The sequence below is a fragment of the Pseudomonas sp. AC463 genome, assembly GCF_979253585.1.
Map to the genome: position 1 here is coordinate 1 of NZ_CEEDDZ010001264.1, position 229 is coordinate 229.

Here is a 229-nt window from a genome sequence, read left to right on the forward strand (position 1 = left end):
CTCAACATCAAGGATCCCGGCACCGTCCGGTTGGCACGCGAGTTGGCCGACCGTACCGGCCGATCCGTGACTGAGACTATCCGCGGCGCGTTGGAGCGCGAACATGTGGCGCGGGAAGAGGAACTCGCCGGCCGACTGGCGCAGATCAAGGATCTTTCCACCCGCATCGCGCACAAGCTGCCACCGGAACTCCTCAACATGACGTCGAAGGACGCGATGGACTCCCTCT

The 229-nt window shown here is 63.8% G+C and carries 1 protein-coding gene; it reads left to right on the forward strand.

Annotation, left to right across the window (positions count from 1 at the left end; genetic code table 11):
- A partial coding sequence (locus AC0IYH_RS34370) for a type II toxin-antitoxin system VapB family antitoxin (protein WP_471838979.1) occupies positions 1-229 on the forward strand: 229 nt, incomplete at both ends.